The following is a 23,119-nucleotide window of genomic DNA, read 5'->3' as shown; positions in this document are numbered from 1 at the left end:
GGTTATAGTGTTATCCGATGACTTAAACGTATGGTTAAATTTATGTAATATTATTATATAATTGGATAAAATTACTAACGCAGCCACTATTAATGGATAAGAATAAAATTTTCATGCTTCAGCTCTGAAATTTACCATAAACTATTGCTTTGTTAAAATGAGTATGATATAATTAAAAAGACGAAGCGAGTATTTTGTGTATAAATAATTAATTCATTCACTGGAGAAATATATATGTTAAAGTTGAAGAAAACAAAAAAAGAAGAAAAGCAAGCGGCAAATCAACAACTTGTAAAAGAAACCAACCTTACACTGATATTTAACCTTATAAACAGGTATGGACCTGTTTCCAGGGCAGACCTTGCTAATATTACCGGGTTGAGTCCCACAACTGTTTCATCATTGGCTGAAGAACTAATTAAAAACGATATTATAGTTGAGACAGGAGAAGGGGCTACAACAACCAGCGGAAGAAAACCCATAATGCTGGAGGTAAACCCGGCAGGAGGTTATATAGCGTCTGTTGAAATGGTAACAGAAGGTTTCTTTTTTTATCTCTATGACTTAAAGTGCAATCAAGTACTGGGAAAAAAGGTAGAAGTGACGGATTATAGTACTATTGGTCAGGAGATTGTAGTAACTTTAGAAAAAAATTTGCAGGCAGCTAATATTGATGAAGTAAAATTATTTGGAATATGTCTGGGCGTTCCGGGTTTGATTGATACTGAAAATAATCGGGTAACAACGTCAACAGTCATACCTATAGATGAAAGCAATGATTTTTATTATTACATTAAAGACAGGTATAATGACATACCTATATTATTGGGAAATGAATCCTGGTTTTCGGCTTATGCAGAAAAGGAGTTTGGCTCAGACAGCAATGTCCGGAATCTGATATTTATTGATATAAATGTGGGAGTAGGCTCAGGAATAATTTTAAACGGGCAAATATTTACAGGGTCACTGGGGCTGGCAGGTGAAATCGGCCACATAACAATAGATATAAACGCTCCGGGATGCAAGTGTGGTAATAGAGGTTGCCTGGAAACCATGGTAAGCATTCCTTCAATATTTCATAACATAGTAGCGGGTATAAAGTCAGGAAGAGATACTATAGTAAAAGATGTAATAGGTAACAATTTTAACAAAATAAATATTGATATAGTGAGGGAAGCATTTTCTAAGAAGGATAAACTGGTATCGGAAGTTATTGATGATACTGCAAAAAAACTTGCCTTTGGAATAACCAATATAATTAATTTGCTTAATCCGGAAGAGATAGTAATTGGCGGAGAAATAACAAAACTTGGTAATGAGTTTCTCCAAAAAGTAAAGAAATATATAGATGATATACAATTAAAACCAAATAAAGGAAGAATTCAGATAAGATTTTCTTTATTAAAAGGTAACACTGTTACATTAGGCGGTGCAAAGTATGTACTGGACAACATATTTGAGCCTGGTGTACTACTTAATGGTATGCATTTATGAATATTCGAGGGGGTAATAATGTGAAAGCAGCAGTAAAAAGTATAGATATAACACCTCCCATAGGGTTACCTATGGGAGGAAATGTCAGGGATGATGATATATCGAGAGGTATTCATGATAACTTATATTGTAATGCAATTTTGTTGGAGGAAGAGGGAAAACGGTTCTGTTTCTTAAGTTTTGACTTGTTGGGTTTGAATTTTGAAACATGCAAAAGAATTAAAGATGAGATAAATAAAAAAGCAGGCATAGCGCCCGAAAATATTGTCATAAATGCTACCCATACGCATTCAGGGCCTGATGTATTGGGAATATTCCGTAAAGAACTTGATAAAGGATGCGGTCAATATATTAATGACATAACTAAAAAAATCTCAGATGAAATAGGACTATTGCCTGGAAGACTTGAGGAAGCTGAAATGTTCGTTACTAAGGATAACGTTTACCACTTAAGTTTTAACAGAAGGCTTATAATGAAAGACGGTTCTGTAAAAATGAATTGGGAGGATGTGGATATTGGACATGTAAAAAAGGAAGCAGGCCCGATTGACCCGGAATTAATTGTAATATCAATAAATAACCTCAAGGGAGAAATGATGGCCCTAATGGTTAATTTTACTCTACACCCGGCTGTACTTGTGGGAAAAGACTGGCTATGGTCCAGGGACTATATTAATTATCTGGATAACTACATAAAAGAGAAATATGGTAATCATGTAATAGTATTTTTTGCCAATGGGGCAGAGGGAAATGTCAACCATATAAACTTCCGGGATAAGAATCAGGGAAGAGGTTTTGAAGAAGCAAAACGTATAGGCGAGTTATTAGGAAGCCATGTTAGCCATTCTCTTGAAAAAAAGGAAAGATTGGAAACCAAACCATTAAAAATTCTATCCAAAAAAATAAGCCTTCCTTTACGCCCAATAACAAAAGAAGCTGTTGAATGGGCAAAGAAGTTGCTTGAGGAGAGAGGAGATTACATACCTTCACTTCTTGACGGTGTCCCTGATGAGGTTTATGCCCGGGAAATTTTAAAATTAGCCCAGGTAAAGGAAAAAGATATAATTACAGAAATACAGGCAGTCAGGCTTGGTGATACAATTATTACTACTTTACCGGGAGAGGTATTTGTAGAATTCGGCCTTAGAATAAAAAAAGAATCGGGTCATAAGAATATGTTAGTATTTGGCCTTGCTAACGATATGGTAGGCTATATACCTACAAAGGCTGCTTTTGATGAGGGAGGATATGAAATTAAAACGGCATGCTCAAGTAAGTTGAGAGAAGATGCAGGAGATATCCTCACAAGTGAAGTTTTAAATCTTGTGAAAACTCTTTAGTTACATAGATACAGAGTGGAATATCAACTGCTTTTATTTATGAAAAGCAGTAAAATATAAATATAATATGAGAGGTGGATTAAGTATGGCAAAAGAGAATAGTGTTGTTATGAATGCTCCCGGTTCAGCGGAATTGGGATTTCCGGTTTGGCCCCAATTTGCCGAGGAAACTTTTAGGGATGTATTGGAACCTTTAAAAAATGGGAAAGTAAACTATTGGACGGGACCAAAAGGCATGGAATTTGAAAATGAATGGGCTAAGTGGATTGGTTCCAAGTATGCAATCTCGTGTACCAATGGTACGGCAGCGTTACATATTGCAATTAGCAGTTTAGGGATTGGTCCCGGGGATGAAGTTATTGTACCGTCATACTCTTTTATAGCATCATCTTTTGCTATTGTTCAGGCAGGAGCAATACCGGTTTTTGCTGATGTAACAGAAGACCATACAATTGACCCGAAAGCCATTGAGCTATTAATTAACGAGAGAACAAAAGGTATTGTTGTTGTACACTTATACGGTGTTGTTTGTGATATGGGATCCATTATGGATTTAGCCAAAAAGCATAATCTTAAAGTTATTGAAGACTGTGCCCAGTGCTTTGGAGGTGAGTACAAAGGTAAAAAAGCAGGTACAGTGGGAGACATCGGCTGTTTTAGTTTCTGCCAGAGCAAACATTTTACAACAGGTGGAGAAGGTGGCATGGTTGTTACTGATGATGAAAATCTTGCTTGGGAGTGCCGTTCATTCAGGGACCACGGCTATGATGTAAGGACCCGTATGAACCTCCTTGCCCTGGAGGAAAAATTGCCGTACATTCACCACAGAGTAGGTTTTAATTACCGCATGACTGAAATCCAATCGATAATAGGCCTTAATGAGTTAAAGAGGTTCGATTCCTGGAACCTGGCAAGACGCAGAAAATATGCAAAATTGTATGATGAAGCTTTTAAAGGTTTGGAAGGCATAAAAGCATTACCATTGAATACCGAAGAAAGAAAAAATGCTTACTGGTGGTATCCAATACTTATTGATACCGAAAAACTTCATTGTAATGCAGAACAGTTTGTAAAAGAATTACAGTCTGAAGGAATTCCCTGTTATGGAATTCAATGGCCTGAAGCGTATGAAGAAAGAGCATATAAAGAATTGAATGGTTTTGGTGCTGCTAAGTTTCCGTTTAAGTCCAAGGAGTATACAAATCCTGAATCTGTAAAGTATGATAAGGTTGTATGTCCTGTGGCTAAGAGTTTAAGATCTCAAACAGTGAGCCTTTTCTTGCATCCTTCATGGGAGGAGTGTCACATACAAAGGTGCATTGATGCAGTTAAAAAGCTCTTGGATAAACATTTAAAGAAGTAATATTATTGATGTTATAAATAATAAAGGTGCTTATTAAAGGCACCTTTATATCTCTTATATAAGATATCTCTTATATAAGAATAGATAAAATATAATGAAATGAATTAGTGACAGAGTTTGTGGAAATTAGGAGGGAGAAATTTATGAATGTACTAGCAGTTGGATGCCACCCCGATGATCTGGAAGTAGCATGTGCAGGTACTCTCGCTAAATATGCAAAACAAGGCCATAATGTATTTATGTGCCATGTTGCAAACGGCAATATGGGTCATGCAGTAATTATGCCCGATGATTTAAGGGAGATAAGGACCAAGGAAGCTGAAGAATCGGGGAAGGTAGTTGGAGCAAAAGAGGTCATTAACCTTGATGTTCCCGATTTAAAAGTAAATTCTTACAATGAAGATACAGTTATGAAACTTATTGAGGTTATTAGATATACAAGGCCGGATATAATTATAACCCATGGCCCGGATGATTATATGAAGGACCATGTAGAAGTTGGAAAAATGGTTTTTGATGCCAGTTTTTCCTCCAGTATCCCCCATACATTTACTAAAAGCCCAAGTTATCCCAATGTAGTTCCGATCTATTATATGGATACTATTGCAGGTGTGAATTTTTTGCCTGAGGAGTATGTTGATGTTACAGAGACTATAGAAATAAAAATTAATGCTTTAAATTGCCATCAAAGCCAAATTAAATGGATGTTGGAGCACGATAAAATAGATTTTCTTGATTTTGTAAGAACAGTATCGAAATTTAGGGGATTGCAGTGTGGCGTAAAATATGCAGAAGGATTCCGCAGGTGTGTAACCTGGCCACGGCTGGCTACCAAAAGATTATTGCCATAATAAATAATACTATTATGATAATATAAGACATAAATTATAGGACGTAAGTTTAATACCAAGTAAAAAAAATAATAAAGTAAAAGGGGAGGGTTATTTATGAAAGTAAGATGGGGTGTAATAGGAGCAGGAGGTATTGCCGACAGGAGGACCATACCGGGTATGATGTTGGCTAAAAACGCTGAACTTGTTGCAGTAATGGAAGTAAATATGGAGTTGGCTGAGAAATTAAGAGCAAAATATAGTGCAAAAAGAGCTTATGATGATGTTGACAAACTATTGGCAGACCCTGAAATTGATGCTGTTTACATTGCTTCTCCGGTTGTATATCACAAAGAACAGGCCATAAAGGCAGCAAAGGCTAAAAAACATATATTGATAGAGAAACCTGTTGCTCTTACAGCTGATGAAGGAGAAGAAGTAGCGAAAGCTTGCAAGAAAGAAGGAGTTCTTATTGCTGTTGGATTTATGATGAGATACCATGCCTATCACCAGAAAATGAAGGAAATTATCAGTAACGGTAAATTGGGCAATGTAGTGTCTTGTAGGGCGCAACTGACTTGCTGGTACCCCGATATGCCCGGCAGCTGGAGGCAGAAAAAAAACACTTCCGGCGGTGGAGCCTTAATGGATATGGGAGTACATTGCATCGACCTTATTCAGTATGTAACCGGGGGAAAAGCAAAAAGAGTTGCTGCTCTTACAGGTACAAAAACATTCAAATATGAGGTTGAAGATTCTGCATCCGTTATTTTTGAAATGGACAATGGGGCTTATGCATATGTTGATTCTAATTTTAATATACCCGATGCAGCTGCAAAATGTAGATTTGAAATATACGGCACAAGGGGAAGCATGCTTGCAGAAGGAACTATAAGCCAGGTAGAAGGTGGGAAATTGGATGTGGTTCTTTCAGACGATACCTTAAGTTATGATGCTAAGCAAGATAGAGTAGATGTTACACCTGTTAATATCGATGTTGAATTTGGTAATATGTATACTAAAGAAATAGAATCTTTTTGCCAGTCAATACTGAATAATGAACCGGTTAAAGTTCCTTTGGAGGATGCTCTTCAGGTACAAAGAGTGGTTGAAGCAGCCTATGAGTCTTCTAAAAAAGGCATATTTGTCGAGGTGTAAAGTATGGATAATATTAAACCACTTGTTAATAAACCGGAAATTAATCTGGCCATGGTGGGAATGGTAGACGGAAATGGTCACCCGTATTCTTGGAGTGCCATATTTAATGGTTATAACCCTGAAGAAATGGCTAAATGCCCTTATCCGGTAATACCACAATATCTTGGAAGACAACCCAAAGAAACACTTCAAATACCCGGAGCGAAGGTTACGCATATTTGGACCGATGACCCAGAAGATGCGGTAAAAGTTGCTAAAGCCTCCTTAATCCCAAATGTAGTCAAAAAACCAGAAGATGTTATAGGTGAGGTAGATGCGGTTATAATTCCTACAGATAAGGGATATGAGCATGTGGAAAGGTGCAGACCTTTTGTAGAAGCCGGCCTCCCTATTTTTGTGGATAAGCCTATGGTGGACAATGAGGAAGATTTGAAGGTCTTTACTAAATGGGTAAAAGACGGAGCGCCTATAATGTCTTCAAGCAGTATGAGATATACCAAGGAATTTATGCCATATGGAATCTCTACATGGGACATAGGAGAAATAAGGTATGCAAGTATAACAACTCCAAAAACATGGGAAAGGTATGGGATACACGCGGTTGAGGGAATATATCCCATTATTGGACCTGGGTTTTTATCTGCAAGGAATATTGGAGATAAAGAGAGAAATATAGTTCATTTAAAACATAAAACCGGAGCTGACGTTATGGTTATAGCCATAAACGATATGTATGGTGCCTTTGGAGTTCTTCAAATATACGGTACGGCAGGGCGAATAGGGGCAGCTTCATCCGATACTTTTTATGCTTTTAAAACTCAGATGGAAGCATTTATTCAATATTTGCAAACAGGCATAAGGCCATATCCCTTTTCAGAGACCCAGGAACTTATGAAGATAATAATTGCGGGTATCAGGAGCCGTGAAGAGGGTGGCCGGGAAGTTAAGCTGGATGAAATTTTATTAGAGTGAAGGTGTCTTTATGGAGCAGAATAATTTTAATATGAGAAGAAGTAGAGTTTTACAGAAGCTTCGTACAGGAAAGATAGCAAGTTGTTTTAAAGTGAATATCGCAGACTCAAGAGTAGTTGAAATTGCATCTATGATGGGATTTGACTGTATATGGACTGATATGGAACATGTACCCAATGACTGGGGCATCATTGAAAAACAAATCCTGGCTGCAAAAGCATGGGATGTGGATTTAATGGTAAGGGTATCCAGGGGCAGCTATAGTGACCATGTTAAACCCCTTGAAATGGATGCTACGGGTATAATGGTACCCCATATAATGAGTTATGAGGATGCAAAAAAAGTTGTAATGATGACCCGTTTTCACCCAATAGGAAGGCGTCCTATTGATGGCGGGTGTTCCGATGGGGCTTATTGTAACCTGGATTTGGTAGAATATGCGAAACAGGCAAATGATCAAAGATTTGTAATGGTACAGATAGAAGACCCTGAGCCTCTTGATGAACTTGATGAAATTGCTTCTTTGGAAGGTATTGACGTCCTGTTTTTCGGGCCTGGTGATTTTAGTCATGGAATTGGCAAACTAGGCCAATGGGACCATCCGGAAATAAAACGGGCTAGAAAGAAAATTGCTGAAACTGCTCTTGCCCATGGGAAGTTTGCAGGTACTGTAGGCGGGATAGGAAACCTTGAGGAGCTGATTGATATAGGTTACACTTTCATTAATGTTGGGGCGGATGTTGTAGGATTAAGCCAATATTGCCGCGATATCGCCAATGCTTTTGCTAGAATAACCAGTACATCAATTATTACTAAAAAAGACAATAGCATATATTGAAACAAGAAATATGGGGGAAAATAAAATGAATGTACTTGAGAGTTTTTCTTTAAAGGGAAAAGTTGCTGTTGTAACCGGTGGTGCAGGACTTTATGGAAGACAAATTGTATCTGCTGTTGCTGAAGCGGGAGCAGATACCTACATTGCCTCTCGGAATGTGGAGGAACTTGAAAAGGTGGCAGGAACTCTCAGAAATGGAGGTTACAATGTGCAGGCTCTAAAAGTGGATTTAGGGGATGAAAAGTCCATACTTGCATTAAGGGATGAAGTACTTAAAAGAAGTAACCGTGTTGATATCCTGGTCAATAATGCAGTTGCCAGGCCAATGAAGAATGGATGGTATTCGGATGCTTCAACCTTTGCAGAAAGTATGAAGATAAACGCAACAGGACTGTTTATAATTACCAGGGCTTTTGGAGATGTTATGGCCCAACAGGGCGGTGGATCAATTATAAACATCGGTTCTATGCAGGGTATGGTAGGTCCTGACAGAACTTTGTATGAAGGGCTTGGTTGGGACGGTTTTGCACCCGATTACTTCTTCCACAAAGGAGGAATGATTAATTTTACCAGGTTTGTAGCCAGTTACTACGGCTCTAGGAATGTAAGATGTAATTGTGTAAGCCCTGGAGGATTCCAAACAAGCAAACATGAAGAAATATTTGTCAAGCGTTATAGCGACAGAACACTATTAGGCAGGATGGCCAATGAAACCGACCTTAAGGGTATTATTGTTTTTCTGGCCTCCGATGCTTCCTTGTATATTACAGGAGCAAATATACCTGTAGATGGGGGATATACTGCAAAGTAGCTGTTAAAAAATAATATATATTGTAAAATTATAAAAAAAATGGTATAAGTAGATTGTATAAAAAAGTTGGATATAAATCTGCTTATACCATTTTTTACGAGGTGAAGTTTTGTGAAAAAATATTGGGTATGGTTAAGTTCATTGGATAAGGTTTCTCCAATAAACCGTCTTAAGTTATTAGATTATTTTAAAGACCCCAAAAATATCTGGGAAGCATCGGAAGAAGAGCTGAGGAAATTACAGTTCCTTACAGAGGTTTCTATAGGACAGATTATTGATGAAAAACATAAAACTCAAATTTCAACATACATGAAGAGTATTGCTGAATTGGGAATTGAAGTAATTACGATAAAAGATGAAATATATCCCTTTTATTTAAAAAACATATATGATCCTCCTGTAGTTTTATATGTAAAAGGTGTGTTAATACAAAATGAAAAATCAATTGCTCTTGTAGGCTCAAGAAAAGCTACATCATATGGTTTTGAGGCTGGAGAAGAACTGGCATACCAGCTTGCAAGCCTGGGAATAACAATTGTAAGCGGTATGGCAAGAGGTATAGATTCAAGTGCCCATAAGGGTGCTTTAAGGGCAAAAGGAAGGACCATTGCAGTACTGGGATGCGGGCATGATATCGTATATCCTCCGCAGAATAAAACTCTAATGGAAGACATTATTGAAAATGGAGCAGTCATTTCGGAATATTTACCCGGAACTGCTCCTCTGCCTAAAAATTTTCCTGCTAGAAATCGCATAATTAGTGGACTATCCTTGGGAGTAGTAGTTGTGGAGGCTGCTGAAAACAGCGGTTCTTTAATAACTGCTAATTTTGCCCTTGAACAGGGACGAGAAGTTTTTGCATTGCCTGGCGATATTAACCGCATTAACAGTAGAGGTACCAATAAGTTAATAAAAGAAGGGGCAAAACTTACTACATGCATTGAAGATATTTTGGAAGAACTGGAAATATATAATATTGTAAATAATACAGCATCAAAAAGGACAAAAGGCAATGACAAAAGTTATGGATTGCATGACCAAATAAATTATAAAGGTCTTAATAATGAAGAAAGGCGCATAGTAGAATGCCTTATGTATGAACCTATGCATATTGATTTTTTAGTTAATATGACGGGATATAGCATAAAATACATAAATTCCGTATTAACAATGCTCGAATTAAAAGGAATTGTTGAGCAGATGCAGGGCAAAATATTTAAACTAAGAAATCAATATTAGGCAATTATTACAAATAAAATTTCAGAGCTGCTATCACAAATTCATGTTTGACTAATATATCTATATGTGGTTATAATGTTTTCGTAAGAAACACATAGAATAAATTTTCAATATGGAGGAATAAAATGCCTTATAAACTCATTATTGTTGAATCTCCTGGAAAGGTTAAAAGCATAAGCAAATTTTTAGGAAAGAACTACAAAGTTGAGGCTTCCTTAGGCCATATAAGGGATTTGCCTAAAAGCCAGATGGGTATAGATATAGAAAACAATTTTGAACCCAAGTATATACCTATCCGCGGTAAAGGAGAAGTGATTTCAAAACTTAAGAAAGAAGCCAAAGGAGCAGAGTCTGTCTTCCTTGCAACAGACCCGGACAGGGAAGGAGAGGCTATTTCCTGGCATCTAGCAAATTTATTGGATTTAGATGAAAAATCTAAATTAAGGATTACGTTTAACGAAATAACGAAAAATGCTGTCTTAAATGCAATAAAATCTCCAAGAGAGATAAATATGAACCTGGTTGATGCCCAACAGGCAAGACGGGTATTAGATAGGATAGTAGGATACAAGATTAGCCCAATTCTATGGGAAAAGGTACGAAAGGGTTTAAGCGCAGGAAGGGTACAATCTGTTGCTGTAAGGCTCATTACTGACAGAGAGGAAGAAATAGAAAATTTTATACCGGAAGAATACTGGACGATTACTGCAACTCTTGCCAAAAAGGACAGCAAAGCTACATTTAAGGCTAAATTCTATGGTACTGATAAAGAGAAGATTGACTTAAAAAGCAAGGAAAATGCGGACAATATCTTGAGAAATTTACAGGGGAAAGAGTTTTTTGTAAAAAAGATTAAAAAAGGGGAAAGAAAAAAGAATCCTTCACCCCCATTTATAACCAGTACATTACAGCAGGAAGCATCACGAAAACTAGGTTTTACTACAAAACGCACAATGATGGTGGCCCAACAACTATACGAAGGAGTTGAAATAAAAGGGGAAGGTTCCATCGGATTGATAACATATATGCGTACTGATTCTACGAGAATTTCCAATGAAGCATTAGGAGAAGTAAGAAGTTTTATTGAAAATAAATTTGGTAAGGAATACCTCCCTGATGCGCCAAGGATATTTAAGAGCAAATCATCAGCACAAGATGCTCATGAGGCTATCCGTCCTACAAATGTATGGATGGAACCAGATATGATAAAAGATTCCTTAAATAGGGACCAATACAGATTATATAAACTAATCTGGGAAAGGTTTATTGCAAGTCAAATGACACAGGCAATATATGATACTCTAAATGTTGATGTAGCAGTTTCAAGTTATATTTTTAAAGCTTCAGGTTCGCACCTTAAATTTGATGGATATAACAAAATATATCAGGAAGAACAAGAAGATAATAACGGCAAAGAGGACGAAGCAGAAGAAAATAATATTGATTTACCTGAGTTGATAGAAGGAGAGGTTTTGTCTTTAAAGAAGCTAATGCCACAGCAACATTTTACACAACCGCCTCAACGATATACCGAAGCCACATTGGTAAAAGCTCTTGAAGAAAAAGGAATAGGACGTCCAAGTACTTATGCTCCTATTATCACTACAATAATTTCGAGGGGTTATGTGGTAAGGGATGGGAAATTCCTGGTCCCCACAGAATTAGGGAAAATTGTTACGGATTTAATGAAAATACACTTTAAGGAAATCGTAGATGTTCAGTTTACCGCATTAATGGAAGCACAACTGGATAGTATTGAAGAGGGTAAAAAAAAGTGGGTAGAAATTGTAAGGGAATTTTATGAGGATTTCGAACATTTGTTAAAAGAGGCTGAAGTTAAAATAGGTCATATTGAAGTGCCTGATGAAGAGACAGACGTTATATGTGAAAAATGTGGAAAAAATATGGTTGTAAAATCGGGAAGGTATGGAAAATTCCTTGCTTGTCCCGGATTCCCGGAATGTAAGAATACGAAGCCCATAGTAGAAGAAGCAGGAGTATTATGCCCCGAATGTAAGGGCAGATTATTAGTGAAAAAGACTAAAAGGGGCAAGAAATATTATGGATGTGAGAATTATCCCGAGTGCAAGTTTATGATATGGAATAAACCATATGAAGAGAATTGCCCTAAGTGCGGAAGTTTTATGGTAGAAAAACGTGTGTCTTCAAAACTGCAAGCTGTATGTAGTAATAATAAGTGTAATTTTACAAAAGAAATTACCAAAGAAAAAAGAAAAAGTATGTAAGAAATGCTGATAATAATCTACTGTTGAGGTGGGTATTTTGGTAGATTATATAAATGTTATCGGTGCAGGTTTAGCCGGATGTGAAGCTGCATGGCAATTATCAAAACGAGGAATTAAAGTGCGACTTTTTGAAATGAAACCTAGCGCCTACACTCCTGCTCATCATCTTGAAACATTTAGCGAGCTGGTATGCAGTAATTCCTTAGGTTCTACCAAAATAGAAAATGCTCTGGGGTTATTGAAGCAGGAAATGAGGTTGTTGGATTCATTAATAATTAAGTGTGCAGATTCTACAAGGATACCTGCCGGTGGAGCATTGGCAGTAGATAGGATAAAATTTTCCCAATCAGTGACAGACATTATTAAACAGGATAAAAATATTACAGTTATAAACAAAGAGGTAACATCCATACCTGATAATGAAATTACTATAATAGCTACAGGGCCATTAACATCACAAGCCTTATCCCAATATTTGGCAAATATAATTGGGGAGAACTACCTGTATTTTTTTGATGCAGCTTCTCCAATTGTAACTTATGAATCCATAGATATTGAAAAAACTTTTAGAGCTTCACGTTATGATAAAAATTCAGAGGATTATATTAACTGCCCCATGGATAAGAAACAGTACACCTTATTCTGGAATGAACTGGTAAATTCAGAAGTGGCAGAGATAAAAGATTTTGAAAAGGGTGTTTTGTTCGAAGGGTGTATGCCTATTGAAAGTATGGCTAAAAGAGGAATTGATACTTTGCGTTTTGGACCATTAAAACCTGTAGGTCTTGTAAACCCTCTAAATAACGAAGAGCCATATGCAGTTGTTCAATTGAGGCAGGATAATGCAGAAGGTACATTATACAATTTAGTGGGATTCCAGACCAGGTTAAAGTGGCCTGAGCAAAAAAGAGTCTTTAGTTTAATTCCTGGTCTTGAAAAAGCTGAATTCGTAAGATACGGGGTAATGCATAAGAATACTTTTATAAACTCACCAAAGCTTTTAGATGCAACATATAGTTTAAGAAGTAAGCCTAATATATTTTTTGCCGGACAAATTACAGGTGTGGAAGGTTATGTAGAATCCGCATCTTCCGGCTTAATTGCAGGTATAAATGCAGCTTTGATGTTTAAAGGGAAGAATAAGATAATATTTCCTCCTACAACCGCAATTGGAGCATTAAGTAATTACATATCCGATAAAAACATTAAGAATTTTCAACCGATGAATATCAATTTCGGAATTATTCAGGGTTTGGACTATACAATCAAAAATAAAAGGGAAAGAAATCTCAAAATTGCCCATCGTGCATTAGAAACCATTCAACAAATTAAGAAAAATGTCGAATAAAAATGTAGAATCATAGGATTATGGATAAAATTCGGACAAAAATTTAAAAATAATGTTGTAATTTTTTCAATATTATGTTAATATTTATATATCAATATGTATTATTTTACATATTTGTAAAAAGCAACATAACGTTGCTGTCAAATTGTGAAGGGGTGATGAGATTGTTAAATAATATATTTAACAGTACAAAATTAGCTGAAAAAGCACTTGACGCAGTATGGCTAAGAAATAAAACGATATCTCAGAATATTGCAAATGTAGACACTCCCGGTTATAAAAGAAAAACAGTGAAATTTGAAGAAATGTTGAACAGATATTCAAAAGGTGGGTTCAAAGGTTTTAAGACTCATGAAATGCATATTGATATAGGCAGTTCAGGTAATATTGATAATATTAATATTGAAGTGTTGACAGACAACAAAAATTTAAGTTCAAGACTTGACGGAAATAATGTGGATATAGATAACGAAATGGCTTCCATGGCTAAAAACACAATAAAGTATAATGTTCTTGTCCAAAGTGTAAATGCAAGTTTAAGAAGAATAAAATCAATTATTAATGAAGGGAGAAGATGATAGGTGAGTTGTTTTGAAGCTTTAGATGCTGCGGCATCAGGATTATCTGCGCAAAGATTAAGAATGGATGTAATTGCACAAAATATTGCAAATATAAATACTACAAGAACTGAAAGAGGCATTCCATATAGGAGAAAGGTTGTTGTTTTTGAAGAAAGACAAAATAACAAGCCTTTTTCTCAATTCTTAACCGAAAGCAGCAAAAAAAAATATTTGGGAATTGCTAATGGTGTAAGAGTAGCTCGTATCATAGAGGATCCCTCGCCATTTAAGAGAGTATATGACCCGGGACATCCTGACGCGAATGAAGAAGGTTATGTTGAAATGCCCAATATTGATATAGTTACGGAAATGATAAATATGATATCTGCATCCCGCGCTTATGAAGCGAATGTTGCATCCATTAATACCACAAAGAGTATGGCTTTAAAAGCCTTAGAAATAGGGAAATAGGTTAGTTGAATGTATAGATAACTCAAAATATAAGGTTATATTATCAATAGTAAATCAATAATAAATCAAAAAAGAAGGGAATATTATTATGAATACTAACAGTATTAGTAATGCAATATCAAATACTGTATTTTTAAAAACGGTAAATGCCGATAGCAAAGGGGAAGATACTAAAACTTTTGCCGGGTTTTTAAGCGAGGCATTAGCAAAAACAAATAACATGATTCTAGAAGCTGAAAATATTAGTGATGAGTTTGCAGCAGGGCAAATAGAGGATATACATAAAGTGCTCATAGCAATTGAAAAGGCGGATATTGCTCTTCAATTTACATTGCAAGTAAGAAATAAAATTCTTGATGCTTATAATGAGATTATGAGAATGCAAATTTAGGATGGTGTAATGAGAATATGCCTGAAATATTGACTAAGTGGGTAAAACAGTTAAAAGAATTCTGGCAAAGCCTTGATAAGTCTCAAAAGACTCGTATTTACATAACTTCCGGTATAGTTATATTGACTGTTACAATTGGTACCATTGCTTTAACAAGGCCTTCATATACTACCCTGGTCAGTAATTTAAGCCAGAAAGAAATAGGGGAAATGAGTGCTGTGCTTACAGAGAATAATATATGGCATGATGTTAAAGACAATGGTACAAGCATAATAGTTAATCTGAAAGATAATAGCAAAGCTCAAATGGTATTGGCCCAGAAAGGTTACCCTAAAGGCGGCATGACTTTTGAGGACGCCATTAAAATGATAGGCATTACAACGACAGAGAGTGATAAAAGGCATATTTGGAAACAGCAGCAGGCAGACGACATAGCCAAAAAACTTATGGCACACGATAACATTGAATATGCTGAAGTAAGTTTAGCTTTGCCTGAACAGTCGGTGTTTTTAACTTCGGATAAGAAGGAATACTTGCCCACAGCATATGTTATGGTAAAACCTAAAACACAGCTCACCCAGGAACAAGTTGAAGGCATAGTTATGATGGTTTCAAAAAGTGTAGAAAAACTAGACCCAAAGAATGTTACTGTTGTTGATAACAATCTTAATGTACTTAACAATTATATACAGGATAGTATAATTTCCACAGCAAATAATCAGGAAGAGATGCGATCGAAAAAAGCTAGGGAATTGGAGGAAAAGGTTTATAACTACTTTAGTGTAGGACAGTTTGATAATTTTGATACATTGAGAGTGGTAGCAAATCCCTTCTTAGATTTTGATAAATTAAAAACCCAGTCAAAAATTATTACTAATCCTTCCGGCATGGATGGTGGTGCTGTTATCAGCAGTGAAGAAAAGACGGAAAAGTCTGAGAATATTGCAAATAGAGGAGTACCGGGGACCGATACTAATCCAGGAGAAACAACTTCTCCATCCTATTTATTGGGAAGTGGAGAAAATTCTACTTATGACTTAAGAGAAAAAAGGCAGAATTTTGCATATGATGAAACTTTGCAAGAACAAGAAAAGGCAATTGGATATATGGTGCCTGAAAAGTCTACTATGGCAATTTCCCTATGGTATGGAAAACGTGTCCAGGATGAAAGCAAGCTTTCAGAAGATTTGATAAATCAAATAAAAATTGCAGCAAGCGCAGCAACAGGTATTCCAGTAGAGAATATTTCTGTTAATAAATATAAACTTGCACCACCTGAGTCAGTACAAAAGAAGACTGCAGACATAATAAAAGAAATCATAAGCGATTATGGGTTGTTTATGATAATGCTGTTAATGACGCTGGGAATGTTGTTTTCTATTCTTGTTGCAAGAAAACGTACAGAAGATATGGAGGTAGCAACAATGGAAACGGCAGCTTCTTTATCGGGATTTATGGAACCTGAATATGATAAGAAACCTATAAAGGAGATTGAGCTTGAAGAAAAGTCGGAAATTATAAAACAAATCGATAAACTTATAAATGATAAACCGGAAGCAGTAGCACAACTATTACGAAGCTGGCTTTCTGAGGATTGGGATACTTAGGAGGTATGGATATGGTCCGAGGAACATCCAGAGAACGTTCCGGAAAGGAAAAGGCTGCTATGCTATTAATTTCTCTTGGTCCTGAAAGATCTTCCGAAATTTTTAAGCATTTAAAAGAAGACGAAATAGAACAGCTTACACTGGAAATTGCCAATATACGGTTCGTATCACCGGAGGAAAAAGAAAAAGTGCTGGAAGAGTTTTATCAAATATGTCTTGCCCAAGAATACATTGCAGAAGGCGGAATTGAATATGCTAAAGAAATATTGGAAAAGGCCATAGGTGACCAGAAGGCTTTAGAAATAATTAATAGGCTTACTGCATCTTTGCAGGTCAGGCCTTTTGACTTTGTGAGAAAAGCTGACCCTTCACAGTTGTTTAATTTTCTTCAAAAAGAACATCCCCAGGTTATTGCATTGGTATTAGCTTATCTTAGACCTCAGCAAGCAGCAGCTGTACTATCTGCTCTCCCACAGGAAATACAAGCTGATGTGGCACGTAGGATTGCTATTATGGATAGGACATCTCCGGAAGTGATAAAAGAAGTTGAAAGAATATTGGAGAAGAATTTATCCTCCCTTGTATTAGAAGACTATACTTTAGCAGGAGGTATTCAAGCAATAGTAGATATACTTAATAATGTAGACAGGGGAACTGAAAAATACATTATGGAAACTCTGGAAATGAAGGATGTAGAATTGGCAGAAGAAATAAAGAAGAGGATGTTTGTATTTGAAGATATACTTACTCTTGACAACCGTTCAATTCAAAGGTTCATTCGTGAGATTGACAATAATCAACTGGCAATTGCATTAAAAGGTGCTGGTGAAGATGTCCAGAAGGTCATATTTGCAAACATGTCTAAACGCATGGCTGAGATAATAAGAGAAGATATGGAGTTTATGGGTCCTGTAAGACTGAGGGATGTTGAAGAGGCCCAGCAAAATATTGTAAATGTAATACGAAAACTTGAAGATGCAGGGGAGATTGTAATATCGAGAGGTGGAGGGGATGAGATTGTTATCTAATAAAGTAATAAAAAATTATAAGGTATGCATGGGGACACCTTTTAGGGTTAAGATACCTGGAGATATAGTGGAAAATTATGATAAGAGTGCTGACGTTTATAGTGCTAATACTTTTGTAATGGAAGAAAGAAGTGTCCATTATGAAAATTCCCTTAATATTGAGGAGATAGTTCAGCAAGCACAAAGAGAAGCAAATATTATTATAAAAGAAGCTGAAGCTGAAGCTCGGAGGATTTTGGAAAAATCCAGAGAAGACGCAAAAAAAGGCAAAAAAGAAATTGAAGAAGCAAAGTCTAAAGGTTACGATGATGGATACAATGAAGCAAAAATGCAATATGAAAGTTTAATTGCAGAAGCAAAATCTATTAGGGAGGAAGCAATTAAGGAATATAAAAGGATACTTGAGAGTGCTGAAGCTGACATTGTTGAAATCATACTTAACATTGCAAGAAAGGTTTTACAAACAGAAATATCCCAAAACAGGGAAATTATTTTTAACCTTGTGAGGGAAGCAATTGATAACTGTTCTTATAAAAATGATATTGTGTTGAGGTTGTCGCCTTATGAATATGACTTTATTATGAAAGAAAAAGATGAGATTGATTCAATACTTGAAGATGTAGAAAACCTGGAAATAAAAAAAGACCCCTCTCTGAAGGAAGGAGACTGTATTGCTGAAACACCTTACGGATGTGTTGAAACCAGTATGCAAGTAAAGTTAAATAAAATTGAAAACGCTTTCAGAGAATTATACAATTTCCAGGATATGAGCAGTCAGAATTTACATGCGTATACTAGGGAGGAAAGTTAGATTGGCTTATATTGATCTACAGAAATATAAAAATATATTGGATGAAATGAAGCTAGTAGTATACAAGGGAAGGGTTACAAGAGTAATAGGACTGACTATCGAATCAAAAGGGCCTAAAGCAAATATAGGCGAACTTTGCCGTATATTTACCGGAAAAGATGGAAAGGAAATATATGCAGAGGTTGTTGGCTTTAAAGAAAACAAAGTGTTTTTAATGCCTTTCGGTGATATGCAAGGGGTGGGCCCTGGAAGTTTGGTCATCTCGGAAGGCAGAACTGTTCAAGTAAATGTGGGGAAACACCTTGTGGGAAGGGTTATTGATGGCCTCGGAAACTCTATAGACGGTAGAAAAATCATTGAGAAAGGTGAATACTATCCCGTAAGCAATTTTCCTCCTAATCCTTTGAGAAGGACAAGAATTACCGAACCAATGCCTTTAGGAGTGAAAGCCATAGATGGATTGTTAACAGTGGGAAAAGGGCAGAGGATAGGTATTTTTGCCGGCAGTGGAGTTGGTAAAAGTACGTTAATAGGTATGATTGCCAGGAACACTAAAGCAGATGTAAATGTAATAGCACTTATTGGAGAAAGAGGCAGAGAAATAAGGGAGTTTATCGAAAAGGACCTTGGTGAGGAGGGGTTGAAGAGGTCTGTTGTTGTAGTTGCCACATCGGATCAGCCTGCATTAATCAGGATTAAAGGTGCTTTTCTTGCTACTTCCATAGCTGAATATTTTAGGGATAAAGGATTGCATGTATTATTGATGATGGACTCTTTAACCCGTTTTGCAATGGCTCAAAGGGAAGTTGGCCTTGCGATTGGAGAACCACCGGTATCAAAAGGATATACTCCTTCTGTATTTAGTGTATTGCCTAAACTACTGGAAAGGGCAGGTACATCTGAAAAAGGTTCAATTACAGGTCTTTATGCTGTATTGGTGGATGGAGATGACCTTACAGAACCTGTGACAGACACAGTAAGAGGAATACTAGACGGCCATATAGTTTTATCAAGGGATTTGGCTAATAGAAATCATTATCCTGCTATTGACATACTGTCCAGTGTAAGTAGGGTAATGCCGGATATAATAACAGAAGAACATAAAAAAATGGCAGGAGAAATAAAGAAAATTATGGCAATTTACAAAAATGCAGAGGACCTTATAAATATTGGTGCTTATGTTAAGGGAAGCAATGAAAAAATAGACTATGCTGTTAATATAATAGACAAAATAAATGATTTTTTAAGACAAGAAACATATGAAAATTACGCTTTTGATGAAGTATTGAATTTAATGTGTAGGGTGTTGGATTGATGGCGAAGTTTAAATTTCGATTGGAACAGCTATTAAATATTAAAATTCAGAGAGAAGATTTGATTAAAATAAAACTTGCAACAGAACTTAAAAGACTTGATATTGAAAACAAAAAACTTAATTTGCTGGTTGAGGAAAACCAAAAACAAATAAGTAACTATAAAACACTGCTTAGTTGTGGGACTCCTATAAGTAAGATCAAGGAATATAATAGTTATATTTTCAAATTAGAGAGAAAGATAGAAGCACAAAAGTTAAACATAAATGTTATTGTGAAAAATGTCGATAAAATACGTAGTGAGTTAATTAAAATGTCACAAGAAAGAAAAATGCTTGAAAAATTAAAGATTAACAAATTAGTAGCTTTTGAAAAAGAAATGTTAAGAGAAGAACAAAAAATGGTTGATGAAATAGTAAGTTACAGACAGAATCTAAATTTGGTGGGAGAAGGGTAATGGATAGAAAGACAAGGCAACAAAAGCAGGAAGCAACCAATGTTAAAAGTTCAGAGGATGTAGTAATTGAAAAGAACGGCAAACTAAACAACTTTATGTTTGGGTTTCTTGCATTTATTGTAGCAATAGTAATAATGAGCGGTATTTTAGTGGGGGCATTTTACTTTGTGGTGCACAATAATATTTATGGTATCGGAGAAAAATACAGAAAAGAAATACAAAACATGCCGCTTTTGAAGTGGGCTTTGCCTAAACCTCCTGATCCGGACGATCCGGAATATTTGACTGATGCAGAAATAAGGAATAAGTATAAAAAAATCAAAGAAGAAAGAGATAAATTGCTGAAAGAATTGGAAGATGCCAACAGACTTATAAGTGAACTGGAGATTTACAAGGAGGGTTATGAAAAGGTTGTATTAGAAAGGGAAAAGGAAGAAAGCAAGTTGATGGAAGAAAAGAGAAAAATAGAGGAAGACAGGGCAGAACTGCAAAAATTGGCAGCTAAAGGGGACAAGGAAGGTTTTAAAAAGTATTTTGAAACAATAGACCGGGATACTGCGGAGGAAATTTATAAAGAAATATTACTTGAAGAAAAGTCGGATATGGATATGAAGGGTTTCATACAGATATATGAAAATATGGATGAATCTTCTGCAGCAAGGATATTAAATGAGATGGGGGAACAAAGGATAGAAATTATTGTAAAAATACTTCTTGGAATGAAAAAAGAAAATGCATCGGCTATACTTGGCGAAATGGAACCGGGTTTTGCATCAAAAATTACTGAAAAAATGGCAGAAAGTTTTATTAAAACAGAATAAAATTTTAAGGGAATAAATTTTACTTGAAAGGGGGTGATAAAATGTTTACTACAAGTTACATGCCTGTAGGCAACTTAAATGGTACACAAGTATTTCAACCCAATACTAAAATGGCCTGGGATGGTTCATTTGCAGAGGTGTTTGAAACCATTGCCGGCAAATCCGGGATTGAAAATAAAGAGAAGGAAATGAAGAACAAATTTATCGATAATACTGATACAAAAGAAAAGAAGTTTCTTTTTCCGGAACATAAGATTACTTCACAGAAAGAACTTGATGAAGAAAAACATGTTAAAGGAAATGTTAAAGAAACTCTTTTAAATTTTCTTGCGGCAGTAATGAATTTTGTCCAAAATGTGGATAAAATGGACACCTTGGATGAAAAGGCGGATATAAAGAAAATTGAGCTTCTGAAGGAGATGGTACAGGAATTTATTGATAATCCTGAGGGTTTGCTAAGGAGGAGAGAAGCCTGGGAGAGTTTATTGGAAAATATTGAAAGTCTTATTGGTATTAAGATGGATGATATTAATACTGCTCGAGTTTTCCTTGATGATAACATTAACGCATGGCTTCAGAGAGTCAAATTTAAAATGGATGAATATGCTCAAAAAATAGGGCTATCAGGCACTTCTGAAAAATCCGGATTGAATGATTTGAAAATCCGGGAAGAATGTTTAAATATCCAGGGAGAAACGTTGAGAGAAGAGTACATTGTAAAAGAGCCTACAGATTCAGAGGATAAATCAAAGAATAAAAATGACGAAATACCGGAAAACGAAAAGGACGCCTTGGGTCTAAAGACTGAAGGAAAGACTGAAAGATTCAGCAGCACGGAAGTTGCGCTCGGCAAATATGTAAATCGCCATGAAACTCAAAAGGTGAATTCCGGATTTAGATATGCTGAAAAAATGAAAAACGGCACACAGGAGACACAGGAAGATTTTAATTTGCTTTACGGCAATATTTTAAGAGAGGATGTCAATGACCCAACCGATACTTTTTCTGTCCGGAAAGATGTGACACAAGGCGAGATACTCAGGAAAGAAATAGTCTTTAGTATAGCAAATAAAGCAAAAGTTTTGATAACAGATAAACAATCTGAAATTGTTATAAATTTGAAGCCCGATAGCCTTGGAAAAGTTGTATTAAAAGTAGTAACAGAAAATAATTATGTAACGGCAAAAATTTTAACAGAAAATTATAAGGTAAAAGAGATAATTGAATCTAATTTTCAAATGCTGAAAGATTCATTGGAAAAACAGGGCTTGATTGTACATGACCTTAGTGTATCTGTAAAGGACAGTGAAAGTGAAAGCAGTCCCTATGATAAACAGGGTGAAGAGAGGTTTATTACGGGAGTAAAAAGAAGCAAGGCTTCAAAAAGTACGGAACCGGAAGTTTACCATACTGGGAAACTGGGGTATGTTGAAGAAATGTTTGCTTACAATTGGCCTTACAGTACCATTAACCTAACAGCATGAAAGGAGTGATGTTATGGAAGTATATTCTGTGCAAAATGTTAGTCAGTATACAAGTGATATTAATAGAAATACTAAACGTGAATTGGGTAAAGAGGATTTTCTTAATCTTCTTGTTACTCAGCTAAAATATCAAGACCCCTTGAACCCTGTAGAGGATAAAGAGTTTATTGCTCAAATGGCCCAGTTTAGTGCATTGGAACAAATGTATAACTTAAATAGTGGTATTTCTTCAATTAAGGCATTCAGCTTAATTGGTACTCAGGTTACTGCTGAAATAACTGATGATGAAACCGGAGAGTTAAATGTCGTGACAGGAGAAGTCGAAAGTGTTACAATAAGCGGCAGCGAAATAAGTGTTGTTGTTAACGGGAGAGATATCCCTATTGATAAAATTACTAATGTAGAGCATTCAGATAAAGTAAGCTTTGAAGAATACCTTTTAAACCAGATATTAGAAAAACTGGATGAGCTAGCAAGCAGCAATACTGAGGAAAAATTATCGTCAGAAGAAGAATCACTGTCGGAAAGCTGAGAGGT

General features: G+C 36.0%; 22 protein-coding genes. All 22 read left to right on the top strand.

Annotation, left to right across the window (positions count from 1 at the left end; all coding sequences use genetic code 11):
- Positions 1-234 precede the first annotated feature (234 nt).
- The 22 genes from HPY74_04310 (at position 235) to HPY74_04205 (ending at position 23,114) form a co-directional block, all read left to right on the top strand.
- Positions 235-1,494 carry an ROK family transcriptional regulator gene (locus HPY74_04310; GenBank protein NSW89902.1) on the top strand — a complete coding sequence of 420 codons (1,260 nt, stop codon included), beginning with the start codon at positions 235-237 and terminating at the stop codon, positions 1,492-1,494.
- Positions 1,495-1,514: 20 nt separating this feature from the next.
- Positions 1,515-2,834 carry a neutral/alkaline non-lysosomal ceramidase N-terminal domain-containing protein gene (locus HPY74_04305; protein ID NSW89901.1) on the top strand — a complete coding sequence of 440 codons (1,320 nt, stop codon included), beginning with the start codon at positions 1,515-1,517 and terminating at the stop codon, positions 2,832-2,834.
- A gap of 109 nt (positions 2,835-2,943) precedes the next feature.
- On the top strand, positions 2,944-4,197 hold the full coding sequence (locus tag HPY74_04300; protein NSW89900.1) for a DegT/DnrJ/EryC1/StrS family aminotransferase: 1,254 nt from the start codon (positions 2,944-2,946) through the stop codon (positions 4,195-4,197).
- A 143-nt stretch (positions 4,198-4,340) separates the two neighbouring features.
- Positions 4,341-5,048: a PIG-L family deacetylase gene (locus HPY74_04295; GenBank protein NSW89899.1), complete on the top strand. Its 708-nt coding sequence runs from the start codon at positions 4,341-4,343 to the stop codon at positions 5,046-5,048.
- A 96-nt stretch (positions 5,049-5,144) separates the two neighbouring features.
- Positions 5,145-6,185, top strand: a complete 1,041-nt coding sequence (locus tag HPY74_04290) for a Gfo/Idh/MocA family oxidoreductase (protein NSW89898.1) — start codon at positions 5,145-5,147, stop codon at positions 6,183-6,185.
- 3 nt (positions 6,186-6,188) lie between these two features.
- Positions 6,189-7,157: a Gfo/Idh/MocA family oxidoreductase gene (locus HPY74_04285; protein NSW89897.1), complete on the top strand. Its 969-nt coding sequence runs from the start codon at positions 6,189-6,191 to the stop codon at positions 7,155-7,157.
- 10 nt (positions 7,158-7,167) lie between these two features.
- Positions 7,168-7,995, top strand: a complete 828-nt coding sequence (locus HPY74_04280; protein NSW89896.1) for an aldolase — start codon at positions 7,168-7,170, stop codon at positions 7,993-7,995.
- Between the two features lie 25 nt (positions 7,996-8,020).
- A complete protein-coding gene (locus tag HPY74_04275) occupies positions 8,021-8,806 on the top strand; it encodes an SDR family oxidoreductase (GenBank protein ID NSW89895.1) in 786 nt (261 codons plus the stop codon).
- Between the two features lie 111 nt (positions 8,807-8,917).
- Positions 8,918-10,045: a DNA-protecting protein DprA gene (gene dprA, locus HPY74_04270; GenBank protein NSW89894.1), complete on the top strand. Its 1,128-nt coding sequence runs from the start codon at positions 8,918-8,920 to the stop codon at positions 10,043-10,045.
- A 125-nt stretch (positions 10,046-10,170) separates the two neighbouring features.
- Positions 10,171-12,291 (top strand): type I DNA topoisomerase, encoded by a 2,121-nt coding sequence (gene topA / locus HPY74_04265; protein ID NSW89893.1) that lies wholly within the window; start codon positions 10,171-10,173, stop codon positions 12,289-12,291.
- Between the two features lie 37 nt (positions 12,292-12,328).
- A complete protein-coding gene (trmFO, locus tag HPY74_04260; GenBank protein NSW89892.1) occupies positions 12,329-13,639 on the top strand; it encodes a methylenetetrahydrofolate--tRNA-(uracil(54)-C(5))-methyltransferase (FADH(2)-oxidizing) TrmFO in 1,311 nt (436 codons plus the stop codon).
- A gap of 158 nt (positions 13,640-13,797) precedes the next feature.
- Positions 13,798-14,217, top strand: coding sequence for a flagellar basal body rod protein FlgB (gene flgB, locus HPY74_04255; GenBank protein NSW89891.1), 420 nt, complete (start codon positions 13,798-13,800; stop codon positions 14,215-14,217).
- A 3-nt stretch (positions 14,218-14,220) separates the two neighbouring features.
- Positions 14,221-14,670 (top strand): flagellar basal body rod protein FlgC, encoded by a 450-nt coding sequence (gene flgC, locus HPY74_04250; protein ID NSW89890.1) that lies wholly within the window; start codon positions 14,221-14,223, stop codon positions 14,668-14,670.
- 88 nt (positions 14,671-14,758) lie between these two features.
- Positions 14,759-15,061: a flagellar hook-basal body complex protein FliE gene (gene fliE / locus HPY74_04245; GenBank protein ID NSW89889.1), complete on the top strand. Its 303-nt coding sequence runs from the start codon at positions 14,759-14,761 to the stop codon at positions 15,059-15,061.
- A 17-nt stretch (positions 15,062-15,078) separates the two neighbouring features.
- Positions 15,079-16,668: a flagellar M-ring protein FliF gene (fliF, locus tag HPY74_04240; protein NSW89888.1), complete on the top strand. Its 1,590-nt coding sequence runs from the start codon at positions 15,079-15,081 to the stop codon at positions 16,666-16,668.
- A gap of 5 nt (positions 16,669-16,673) precedes the next feature.
- Positions 16,674-17,696, top strand: a complete 1,023-nt coding sequence (gene fliG, locus HPY74_04235) for a flagellar motor switch protein FliG (protein NSW89887.1) — start codon at positions 16,674-16,676, stop codon at positions 17,694-17,696.
- Between the two features lie 67 nt (positions 17,697-17,763).
- Positions 17,764-18,507: a hypothetical protein gene (locus HPY74_04230; protein ID NSW89886.1), complete on the top strand. Its 744-nt coding sequence runs from the start codon at positions 17,764-17,766 to the stop codon at positions 18,505-18,507.
- The gene (gene fliI, locus HPY74_04225; protein NSW89885.1) at positions 18,482-19,822 is read left to right on the top strand and encodes a flagellar protein export ATPase FliI; all 1,341 of its coding nucleotides are present in this window, start codon (positions 18,482-18,484) and stop codon (positions 19,820-19,822) included. The genes HPY74_04230 and fliI overlap by 26 nt, the downstream gene beginning before the upstream one ends.
- Positions 19,822-20,277: a flagellar export protein FliJ gene (fliJ, locus tag HPY74_04220; GenBank protein NSW89884.1), complete on the top strand. Its 456-nt coding sequence runs from the start codon at positions 19,822-19,824 to the stop codon at positions 20,275-20,277. Before fliI ends, fliJ begins: the two co-directional genes overlap by 1 nt.
- Positions 20,277-21,098, top strand: a complete 822-nt coding sequence (locus tag HPY74_04215; GenBank protein NSW89883.1) for a hypothetical protein — start codon at positions 20,277-20,279, stop codon at positions 21,096-21,098. Before fliJ ends, HPY74_04215 begins: the two co-directional genes overlap by 1 nt.
- Positions 21,099-21,139: 41 nt before the next feature.
- Entirely contained in the window at positions 21,140-22,582 is a 1,443-nt protein-coding gene (locus HPY74_04210; protein ID NSW89882.1) for a flagellar hook-length control protein FliK, read from the top strand.
- A gap of 13 nt (positions 22,583-22,595) precedes the next feature.
- The gene (locus tag HPY74_04205) at positions 22,596-23,114 is read left to right on the top strand and encodes a flagellar hook capping protein (GenBank protein NSW89881.1); all 519 of its coding nucleotides are present in this window, start codon (positions 22,596-22,598) and stop codon (positions 23,112-23,114) included.
- Positions 23,115-23,119 lie beyond the last annotated feature (5 nt).

This window comes from Bacillota bacterium (assembly GCA_013314855.1).
Classification (GTDB): domain Bacteria; phylum Bacillota; class Clostridia; order Acetivibrionales; family DUMC01; genus Ch48.
Note: the sequence above shows the minus strand (reverse complement) of the source record. Positions and strands in the feature narration are given on the sequence as shown.

What these genes read in the sequence shown, in the direction of transcription:
- HPY74_04310 (NSW89902.1), top strand. Translation starts at nt 235, where the DNA reads ATGTTAAAGTTGAAGAAAACAAAAAAAGAAGAAAAGCAAGCGGCAAAT.
- HPY74_04300 (NSW89900.1), top strand. Translation starts at nt 2,944, where the DNA reads ATGAATGCTCCCGGTTCAGCGGAATTGGGATTTCCGGTTTGGCCCCAA.
- HPY74_04295 (NSW89899.1), top strand. Translation starts at nt 4,341, where the DNA reads ATGAATGTACTAGCAGTTGGATGCCACCCCGATGATCTGGAAGTAGCA.
- HPY74_04290 (NSW89898.1), top strand. Translation starts at nt 5,145, where the DNA reads ATGAAAGTAAGATGGGGTGTAATAGGAGCAGGAGGTATTGCCGACAGG.
- HPY74_04285 (NSW89897.1), top strand. Translation starts at nt 6,189, where the DNA reads ATGGATAATATTAAACCACTTGTTAATAAACCGGAAATTAATCTGGCC.
- HPY74_04280 (NSW89896.1), top strand. Translation starts at nt 7,168, where the DNA reads ATGGAGCAGAATAATTTTAATATGAGAAGAAGTAGAGTTTTACAGAAG.
- HPY74_04275 (NSW89895.1), top strand. Translation starts at nt 8,021, where the DNA reads ATGAATGTACTTGAGAGTTTTTCTTTAAAGGGAAAAGTTGCTGTTGTA.
- topA (NSW89893.1), top strand. Translation starts at nt 10,171, where the DNA reads ATGCCTTATAAACTCATTATTGTTGAATCTCCTGGAAAGGTTAAAAGC.
- flgB (NSW89891.1), top strand. Translation starts at nt 13,798, where the DNA reads ATGAGATTGTTAAATAATATATTTAACAGTACAAAATTAGCTGAAAAA.
- fliE (NSW89889.1), top strand. Translation starts at nt 14,759, where the DNA reads ATGAATACTAACAGTATTAGTAATGCAATATCAAATACTGTATTTTTA.
- fliF (NSW89888.1), top strand. Translation starts at nt 15,079, where the DNA reads ATGCCTGAAATATTGACTAAGTGGGTAAAACAGTTAAAAGAATTCTGG.
- fliG (NSW89887.1), top strand. Translation starts at nt 16,674, where the DNA reads ATGGATATGGTCCGAGGAACATCCAGAGAACGTTCCGGAAAGGAAAAG.
- fliI (NSW89885.1), top strand. Translation starts at nt 18,482, where the DNA reads ATGCGTATACTAGGGAGGAAAGTTAGATTGGCTTATATTGATCTACAG.
- fliJ (NSW89884.1), top strand. Translation starts at nt 19,822, where the DNA reads ATGGCGAAGTTTAAATTTCGATTGGAACAGCTATTAAATATTAAAATT.
- HPY74_04215 (NSW89883.1), top strand. Translation starts at nt 20,277, where the DNA reads ATGGATAGAAAGACAAGGCAACAAAAGCAGGAAGCAACCAATGTTAAA.
- HPY74_04210 (NSW89882.1), top strand. Translation starts at nt 21,140, where the DNA reads ATGTTTACTACAAGTTACATGCCTGTAGGCAACTTAAATGGTACACAA.
- HPY74_04205 (NSW89881.1), top strand. Translation starts at nt 22,596, where the DNA reads ATGGAAGTATATTCTGTGCAAAATGTTAGTCAGTATACAAGTGATATT.